Here is a 9,011-nt window from a genome sequence, read left to right as displayed (position 1 = left end):
TATTCCTAACTTCCTTGCTGCTCTTGTACAACTTCCGTTACATCCTTTTAATGTTTGCAGTATCTTTCGTATTGAATGTCTCATTCCCCAATTCTACTAAAGTCGCATATGTGGTGTCAGATTAAGTAGGCTATTGCGGGACTATTTTCTCCGCTATAATAGAATCATCATGTTTAAGCATACCGAAGAATGGGCTGATATATCAGACGAGGTGTCAGCCGTCGAGCAAGAAAAAAATGAGGCGATCTCCGCTGCGGCTTTAGAATACGAAGGTGAACTATTTACCGCTCACAGCCACGCCGAAGCTTTTCTTTTACTTGAAAAGGCCAGGCCAAATTTTATCGATAGCGAGGTGCACGATGGTTTTATCACCACCACAGGTAGATTTGTCGACAGAGACGAAGCTCTCGAAATCGCCAAACAAACCCAACAGGTTTCTCCCAGCAGGCTAAAGCGTGGAGAAAATGTGTTGGATAGTAAAGAAATAAATTGGTTTGAGAGGAAATAACCGTAAACAAAACCCCTCGCATTTAAATGCGAGGGGTTTTGTTTTGGACTAAATGACCGGACCGGCCCGAAAACATAGAAATTTACAAACTTATGCGTGACTGTGAGTTTGATGGTAGGACTGCTCGGCAAGAGCACCCCAAATACCAAGAATAGCAATAACGGCTCCAACAAGAGTCACGTTTGTCACCATACCTGCCACACTAAGGCCAACATAGCCGGATAGTACGATCCATAGCCCCAAAATGAAGTTTACCCAGTGTTGCCACATATATTTGTAGTTAAAAAGCTTATAATGCGACCTTTATATCCTATACGACGGACAACTGGAAGGAGAATGACAGGAGGTTTGAGGCTGAAAAAGACAAGTCAAAAACTAGGCAAAACCAGGAAAATAGTCTGTTTTAATTTTCCACCACGGCACCCCCAGACCTTTAAGAGTTTTTTTGAAGGCTTGGACCATACCTCTAGGCCCAGAGATATAAAAGACTCGTTCCTTGTAGTCTGGGACTTCACTAACAATCAGAGCTGCATTGATCGGTCTGTTGTACATACCAGGAACTTGGGTTGGATTGTTGGTGAGGGCATAGACGGTTTTAAATCCGATTTCTCTTTCAGCCTGATCAAAGACGTCTTTGTACACAACTTCATCGAGAGTTTTGTTGGAATAAAATAATGTAGCCGTGCGACTATCTTTTTTGTCGACTAAATATTGCACCATGCTTCGGAAAGGGGTTACCCCAATTCCGCCAGCTATAAACACTAATTTTTTCTTTTTATCTTTTGGCAAAACAAAATCCCCAGCTAGATGGGAAACGGAAATCGTATCATTTACTTTCATTAAGCCTAAAGCTCGCTTGTAGGTACTAGCGGGCTCATAAAATTTAACTCCAAGGCGGACCTCATCCTCTGTCGGGGAAGAAGCCACTGTAAAATATCTTCGATTGCCACGATTGTCTGCAAAACGGTGTCCCAGAGTCCACTCAAGATATTGACCGGGTCGAAATGAAAAGGCTTGATCAGAGGCAAAAATAAATTCATATAAATCTGCGCCGATTTTCTTTTTTTCTAAGAGGGTTAAAATAAAACGGCCTTTGGGGCTGACAAAATAGACGAAAATGTTACCGATAAGCAAGGCAATCTCAGGCGTAAAGTAATAAGAACCGATATGAATGTTTGGAGCAAAAAGGAATCCCACTACGGCTCCATATAGGATGCGCAAGACTCGGCTAGGCGGCATGGTCAAAGGCTCAGTGAGCATGACGAAGGCCAAAAAGAAGAAAGATGAATGAAGGAGAGTTTGCACTATGGGTGTAAGATAACTTTGAGACGAAGAGGTGAGAGCAATGGTAATAAACGAAACAAGAGTGAAACTCCAAACAAGATCAAAACGATGAATCTTGCGGACAATCAAAAGACCGCCGATTACCACAAAGGGTAATAGAGCCAGATTTCCCGCTACCCACCAAGTGGCTGATTGGCCGATCACAAGAGCCGACAAAGCAATCCCAAAAGCGGCGGGGTTGAAAATATGTTTTTTGCCTATAGCAAAAATATATTTAGAACCCATGGCCCACGCCGAAGCAAAAATAATAAAACCAAGACCCGTGTAGTCTATAGAGGTGATGGGAGTAATAATAAGTGCCAAAATCAAAGCGGTGATGTAAACAGACTCACTGTTTGGAGTCACCCTAAAAGCTTTAGCAAAAATAAAATTACTAACCAGACAAGCTAGAGTAATAAAAAAAGTAGAAAATAAAAGGGCTTCTGGGCTATAGGGCAAAATTCCCAAAAAACCAAAACCTAAAGAAACCAATAAAAGCCCCACTAGATAATAGAGCACCAATCGGTACATGGTTATCTTGTTCAGAAAATTATCAACGTAGGTGAGCATAAATTTTTACTAGTTTAAGCTTGGGCAAGGGCCGAAGCTAGAGATTGTCTAAAGGCTTGGCTTGAATCGCTGGCCCCAGAGACAGTATCGACGTTGGCATTTTGAGCACTGATAGCCTCTTGTTTAAGAATGGGCATAGCGTAATTGTTGATCCGGATCGAAGTCCCTCGGTCGCTTGGGTGTTGGAGAAAAATGACATCAGCAAGCGCCCCATTTTGGATGACGGCCTGGACCTGAATGTTGCCATAGTAAGCATCAGCGGCACTGCCTGTATATGTCCCATCTGCGTACTGGCCGGCAGGTTTTGGAGCGGGGGTTGTTGGTGTCGTATTTGTTTTAGTGACCACCTTTGGGGATTTTACTGTAGTTGCAAGAACGGTTTTTTTCGGAGGCGGTAGAGATGAAGTTTGGTTTGTGGCTAAACTAGGGCTAGAATCGTTTGCTGAGGCTAGAGGGCTGGGAGTATTCGAAGGGGAGGTGTTACTTTGAAAAAAAGCATAGATAATAGATACCAGAATAAGCCCGGTTGAGACCAGCAGTTTTTTACCCGTTCTATTAGGTGTGGAATTTGTGCGATAGTTTTTCATTGGGTTTTTGTATAATGCTCAAAGTTAGTGGTCATAGTGGCCATGCCTGTGTGATCTATGGCATAACCTTCAAATCCTACTAATTTTTCGATGAAATTGATGCCCTCTTTGCCCATGGCAAAAGCGGCAGTGGCGAAGCGATCGGCCTCCAGAATATTTGGTCCAATGACGGTGAGACTGACAATGTCGAGGAGTTTTTTTTCTGGCATATGTGGATTGTAAATATGTTGTCCTCGAACCGATGTGCCAGACGTCGCCACTCCTTTATGGTGTGGGTAAATTACTTTGATAATGTCGGCAGGTTTAAAAGGATGGCGAATGCCGATGCTCCACTCCTTGCCTTGGCCATTCAGCCCGTGAGACTGAATGTCACCACCGACGTCAACATAGAAGTTTTTATAACCTTTTTTTAGCAAAAGGTCTGCGGCGTTTTGGATTGACCAACCTTTTACAATACCCGAAGGATCAAGTGACCCGTCGGGTTTTTTGATATCAAAAAACCCGACGGTCTGTTCTTTGGTTTTTTCCGCCAAAGCAAAAACCTCTTTCATTTGAGAGCTGCAATTGTCCTTGGAAACTTCTCCTCGATTGATCCTCATGATCTCACTCGTGTCTTTGTAGGTACTAAACTGTGCATCAACAGAGGTGAAATACGAGAAAATTTCTTCGAAAATTTCAGAGGTGACCTGCGGGTCAACGATCTCAAGGGTGATATGCATACCCATAATAATGCGAGTTTCAGTCATATAAATTGCGCTCTGTGCCTGTAGTACGCAGGCAAAAGGCTTTTATTTCAGTCTTAAAACGATCGAATACCGTAGGCTTCTATGGTGTTTCCAGTTATTTTGCCCGCAATGTAGACTTTTGCTCCGATAGAGATGGTTGAAAGGTCAAAACCAGGTGGAGGAGTCACAATCCAAGTACCATCATCAGTGTCCTTGTCCTTATCATTATGTGAGACCACAAAACTATTGTTTTGATTTGATATAGATACAACCGTGTCGCGGATCACCCCTTGAGCCTGGTGCGAATCGTGAATAGCCTCGTACATTCCTCCAATCACCGGTAGCTCGCCCAGCTCTTCCTTTCTCAGTAGGGTGCTATGGAGGGGTGTAAAAGTGACTAAAAAACTAAAGCCTACGGTGATGATGAGAGCATAGACAAAGATTCGGATTAGGGGCAGTCTGTATCCAAACTTGAAATAACGAACTAGTCCTTCGAGAATAAATAGCAAGATGATCGTAAAAATAATTGTTCCCCAAGGAAATAATTCTAGAAAAGTGAAAAGGCCACGATTGCCAAAACCAAGCAAAAATTGTTGCCCGCTTTCATGAATACTAAAAAAGACAAAACTCAAGACAAAAGCCAGCAAGGAGAAGTCGACAATGGCTAGGACAATGAGGCCGCCCAATCTAAGGAGAAAGTGCAACTTCGAGTACATAGTAATTTCTTGACTGTGTATTTTGTCAAAAATTTGTTTTTTAAAATTGTTGTTCATAGGGTATGTGTTTTTTTAAGGCTTCACGGGCTCTCTTTAGGCGGATGCCAACCGTGCCGATAGGGATGTGAAGGACATCCGCAATTTCTTGATAACCGAGATTTTCAAAATAGTGGAGGACGATGACTTCTCGATAGAGGGGGTTCAGCTTATCCAAACCTTTCTCGAGTAGTACGTTCATTTCTTCCTTTTCTTTCTGTTCTACGGCTGGATCTTCGACTACATGATGGTCAAGTAAGGTATCAAAGTCAAAAAGAGCCAAGGGTTCTTTTTCTTTTCTGCGAATCTGATCCACAAAGGCATTGTGGGCAATGCGATAAATCCATGGAGAAAATCGCTGACTCAAATTGAAACTTTTGATATTTTGATATACTTTTATAAACACGTCCTGGACGATGTCTTCTATATTATCAGAATTTGAAAGAAATTTTCTGCCATAACGTAGCAACTTTTGATCATAGCGGTCTATGAGGACGCTCAGAGCTTCTTCATGACCCTGTTGGAGTAGCAGGGCCAGTTCCTCGTCGGTTTTTTGAGTAGAGAGTTGATCCATGTTTGCTATAATAGCAATCAATTATAATTTTACCAAAAAATGTTGAAAAATTTATCAGAAAGACATAAAAAGATTTGGGACAAGGCGACAGCCAAATCTTTCGGTCTAGCCTCTCTATTTCTGTTGGGCGCTTTGATTTTTCAGAAACTAGCTGATACTTATGTCCTGACGCTCAAGGAGCCGCCTGTCAGCGACATTCTCTTAAATGTCATCCCCAGTCTGGATATAGATTCTTTCATTATTCAGTCAGTTCTCCTCTTTACTCTTATTGTTGTAGTCCTTTTTTTAGTCAAGCCAAAATATATTAATTTTGGGATCAAGTCGATTGCCTTGTTTGTTTTGACTCGCTCTTTTTTTATCACCCTTACCCATTTCGGAGCCAATCCTCACCAAATTGTTTTTGATCCAAATAGTTTTGGCTACGGACTGTACAATTTTCTCTATAATACCCACAATGACTTTTTCTTTTCTGGGCACACCGGCTTTCCATTTTTAATGGCTTTCATTTTCTGGCCCGAAAAAAGGTGGCGGCAAGCTTTTTTTATTATTTCCTTTGTTTTTGGTATCAGCGTTCTACTCGGCCACATTCACTATTCGATCGATGTTTTTGCGGCTCCTTTTATTACGTATAGTATTTTCGCACTCGCCAGGTTTTTGTTTTTAAAGGACTATCAGCTTTCGAGGGGGAGTTAGATGAATAAAATCAGGATCCTTTTTCTAGAAAAAAATGGGCCTAAAACCAAGCACCACTTGCCATATTATTGATAGGATAATCACTATTAGCGGTAACCATATTCTAACAAAATTTTTACCCTTGTTCTGATCATTGGTGATATGCCATCTATGCAAGTAGTACGTAATACAAGAAATATCTTCTTTAAACTCAGCTTTGGACAATATGCAGCCCTTTAAATATTTATATTGTAATTGAAGAAGAATTTCTCCAATAATAATTAACCACCACGAAAAAAGTATCCAAGAAAATATAAACGATAAGTTTACAACGAGATGGATCCAAAATATTAAACCGTAAGGTTTGTGCCCCATATAAGTTAATGTGTATCACAGGCGATACAGGTTTTGCAAAACCGAACCGAGAATGCCGAAGTCACTTCGCATCCAAATAATCGATAATGCCCTCTTTCCAGATTGCCCACTTGATCCGTCTCAGACTGATGTCTTGAGGCGTTCGATCGATTACGCGCGTGAGCTTGATTCTGTCTTTACCCTCCAAAATGTCTGCTACCGCATAGGCATCGATAATATATTCTACTTCTTCGTCCAGTTTGATGACCATGTGCTTTCCCGGCTTGACGAACGTTTGAATGTCCAAGTCATCTCGTTCCTTTTTCATGCCACTATAGTAGCATGAAAAAAGGCGAGAAGGTGTCGCCACCGTCTCGCCCTCAACTAACGAATCATTCAATCTTTCGGGCCTTTTCCCTCTGGGAAAAATGGAATGCCGATTCCGTCTTCAAACTGGTGGAGGCTGTTATCTCAGGTTGGAAACGAAATAGGGAAAGGTTTGTAAAGTTGGAATGTTAACTATGTTAATGAAGTTAATTTTGATATGCTTAAAAAATATGAAAGTCGTCTTAAATCCTCGTCAATGAGACTGAGTTGCAATAATGGCTCTTTTGTACTAACATTGTTTATACCGTCGGTTATTTGATTCATATTTGGTTTCAGTCTGACGTAGGGCCCTTGGCCCGGCCCGTGGTCGTTTGTCAGAACGACCACGGGTTTCCCTTTTTTCAGGAACCCCTTTTTTTGTTTGGGAAGCGTCAGAATCTCCCCGTGGTTTGTTTATGGAGGGCTATTTTCAAAAAACTTCAAACTGGTGGAGGCTGTTATCTCAGGTTGGAAACGAAATGGAGAGGGGATTGTAAGGCTGGAATGTTAACTATGTTAATGAAGTTAATTTTGGTATGCTTTGAATATGAATGATTTACACGACATCAATAAACTTCCTGCTACGTGGGGGATACTCTTGTTTCCGATTTCAATGAGTAGAATAGATAACTCACAATCTCCCCAAGAGTATGAGAACTACCTTAAAAGTTTTACCTCAAAAGTTCAAACTCCTAAAGTTGGTATCCATTTTTTCTATACAGAGGGTTTATATATGAACTTTGAAGAGAAGACATATGAGACAAAAAATGCTTTCATCCAAAAAATGGTTAATCACAAGAATGGAATTAAGAAGATTCTCAAAAAAAATTTTATGGAATTTCAGATTGAAAAAGCTTTCACTTTTCAATCTTGGTTTCAAATGTGTTTAAGTTCTAACGATTTCCTTTCTGTTTTGAAACAGGCTCAAGATTTATATAATACAGATATAAAGTTTCAAGCGCTTCTTAAAAAAGATGCCGAACTTGTTGGAAGGGAACTAGATGAAAAACAGCTCCAGTTTTTCTTAGAGGAGTTTGTATTCTCTTACTTGGCAGTATATGGAAAATTTGAAATTGCTAATCCGTATATTGAAGGGAAAGAAGAGTGGGAACTTCTTGCATATCCAGGAAAACCATTTTTGTCACAAGTTTATTTTGTCCAGAAGAATATTTTAGGACTAAAAAAGAAAGACAAATCATTTATCGGTCATTATGATCTTAATGAAAAGAAATATTATGATTTCTTAAGTATTGATGTAGATAAGTTTGTTATGTAAAGAAGGGAATCGGTCACGCATAAATCTCTGCTGAGATTTTGCGCGACCCCGACTCGGCGCCGTCGCGCCTCCGTCTTTCGATTCCCTGGGATGCCTCCAGCAAAAATAAAACAACCCCGCACGAAGCGGGGGTTTTATTTTTGTGGAGATGCCGGGAATCGAACCCGGGTGTCGAAAGTGTTCTTGACTGGATCTACAACGTCTAGCAGGCTTCTTCTGTTGGACTTTCGCCCGATCGACTTGCGTCGATGACAGTTTGAGTATTGTGTGCAGGAAACAAGCGAAACCACACAACACCGAGCTCCTTGATTTTGGAAATGCCGCGGAGCGGGACATTCCTAGTCCGATAAGATTACACCAGAGCTAGTTGTCGGACATGGCTAGCTGAGATGTCGTTTGGTTGGCGGTATTAAGCGCGAACGAAAGCGAATGAGAACTGATCCGCCGTAAAATACGGAGAAACAGCCCCTACTAAGTTTTTAGCACTTAGAGTTTCCCGGAAGTTTAAGGAGTTTCCGGAGTACTCCACGTTGCGCAGACAAGAGGGCACTCTCGGTCGAGGCCAATCATCCCCAATTATTTTCGGAGACACACCTTTTTAGAGCACGGATATTTTTTTGCTAAAAAATTCCTCGTGCTCGCGCCGTCGCGCTCACAAGTCTCTAAAAAGGTGTGTCTCCGAACAAATTGTCAAAGTTCCAAAAAATACATACTGACTTATCGATGACGTTTCATGGTGCGGTTTATTTCACGCGAGGATTCACGCTTTTTGATGCTCTCACGTTTGTCGTATTTCTTTTTACCGCGGGCAATAGCAATGTCTATCTTGATGAAACGGCCTTTACTGTACATTGAGATGGGTACTATTGTAAAGCCTTTAGTGTTTTCACTTTGAGCCAGTTTCTCAAGCTCTTTTTTGTGCAAAAGGAGGGTGCGGCGGCGAAGCGGGTCAAAATCTTTGGGCGCGTTTTTGGGTTGAAACGCGGGGATCTCGGCATCTATGAGATACGCTTCGCCGCCGCGGATAGTCACATGTGCTCCTTTGAGGGAACCGCGTCCAGCACGCACACTTTTCACTTCCACCCCAACAAGCTCGATACCTGCAGTATAGGTCTCGAGAATTTCATAATCAAAAGTGACTTTGGCGTTTTTTATCAGGCTCATATTAGCCATAATATCATATATTGACTTTAAAACATAGTTATGCTATTATATTAGGCAGATGAACAGATACCTGAGATTCCTGTTGGGATCGCCCCAGAGGGCGATCGTCACCCTCCTTGTCAGCTTTGGAATCTTCGGAA

Annotated in this window: 10 protein-coding genes and 1 other RNA gene; 3 read left to right on the top strand and 8 right to left on the bottom strand. The window is 41.6% G+C overall.

All coding sequences use genetic code 11. From position 1 onward, the window contains the following. Positions 1–169: 169 nt before the first annotated feature. Complete coding sequence (locus tag PHF79_03215) at positions 170–508, top strand: hypothetical protein (GenBank protein ID MDD5318797.1); 339 nt, start codon at positions 170–172, stop codon at positions 506–508. A gap of 375 nt (positions 509–883) precedes the next feature. Here the strand turns inward: PHF79_03215 and PHF79_03210 are convergent, their stop codons facing one another. From PHF79_03210 to PHF79_03190, 5 genes are read right to left on the bottom strand one after another with little or no spacing between them, the layout of a single operon-like run. Then, the gene (locus PHF79_03210) at positions 884–2,401 is read right to left on the bottom strand and encodes an RnfABCDGE type electron transport complex subunit D (GenBank protein MDD5318796.1); all 1,518 of its coding nucleotides are present in this window, start codon (positions 2,399–2,401) and stop codon (positions 884–886) included. A gap of 14 nt (positions 2,402–2,415) precedes the next feature. Continuing rightward, complete coding sequence (locus tag PHF79_03205) at positions 2,416–2,988, bottom strand: FMN-binding protein (GenBank protein MDD5318795.1); 573 nt, start codon at positions 2,986–2,988, stop codon at positions 2,416–2,418. After that, entirely contained in the window at positions 2,985–3,734 is a 750-nt protein-coding gene (locus tag PHF79_03200; protein ID MDD5318794.1) for an FAD:protein FMN transferase, read from the bottom strand. Before PHF79_03200 ends, PHF79_03205 begins: the two co-directional genes overlap by 4 nt. 53 nt (positions 3,735–3,787) lie before the next feature. After that, the gene (locus PHF79_03195) at positions 3,788–4,486 is read right to left on the bottom strand and encodes a hypothetical protein (GenBank protein ID MDD5318793.1); all 699 of its coding nucleotides are present in this window, start codon (positions 4,484–4,486) and stop codon (positions 3,788–3,790) included. Then, positions 4,470–5,039, bottom strand: a complete 570-nt coding sequence (locus PHF79_03190) for an RNA polymerase sigma factor (protein ID MDD5318792.1) — start codon at positions 5,037–5,039, stop codon at positions 4,470–4,472. Before PHF79_03190 ends, PHF79_03195 begins: the two co-directional genes overlap by 17 nt. Before the next feature lie 39 nt (positions 5,040–5,078). On the opposite strand from PHF79_03190, the gene PHF79_03185 reads away from it, so the two are divergent. After that, complete coding sequence (locus PHF79_03185) at positions 5,079–5,732, top strand: phosphatase PAP2-related protein (protein ID MDD5318791.1); 654 nt, start codon at positions 5,079–5,081, stop codon at positions 5,730–5,732. 415 nt (positions 5,733–6,147) lie between these two features. On the opposite strand, the gene PHF79_03180 is transcribed toward PHF79_03185, so the two are convergent. Next, positions 6,148–6,393, bottom strand: coding sequence for a hypothetical protein (locus PHF79_03180; protein ID MDD5318790.1), 246 nt, complete (start codon positions 6,391–6,393; stop codon positions 6,148–6,150). A 585-nt stretch (positions 6,394–6,978) separates the two neighbouring features. Here PHF79_03180 and PHF79_03175 point away from each other — a divergent pair. Next, complete coding sequence (locus PHF79_03175) at positions 6,979–7,707, top strand: hypothetical protein (GenBank protein ID MDD5318789.1); 729 nt, start codon at positions 6,979–6,981, stop codon at positions 7,705–7,707. A gap of 140 nt (positions 7,708–7,847) precedes the next feature. On the opposite strand, the gene ssrA is transcribed toward PHF79_03175, so the two are convergent. After that, positions 7,848–8,281, bottom strand: a transfer-messenger RNA (tmRNA) gene (ssrA, locus tag PHF79_03170). A 143-nt stretch (positions 8,282–8,424) separates the two neighbouring features. Then, the gene (gene smpB, locus PHF79_03165) at positions 8,425–8,871 is read right to left on the bottom strand and encodes an SsrA-binding protein SmpB (GenBank protein ID MDD5318788.1); all 447 of its coding nucleotides are present in this window, start codon (positions 8,869–8,871) and stop codon (positions 8,425–8,427) included. Positions 8,872–9,011 lie beyond the last annotated feature (140 nt).

Source organism: Candidatus Paceibacterota bacterium, from assembly GCA_028714275.1.
GTDB lineage: Bacteria > Patescibacteriota > Minisyncoccia > Phycocordibacterales > CAINVO01 > CAINVO01.
This window is presented reverse-complemented; position numbering and strand designations above follow the sequence as displayed.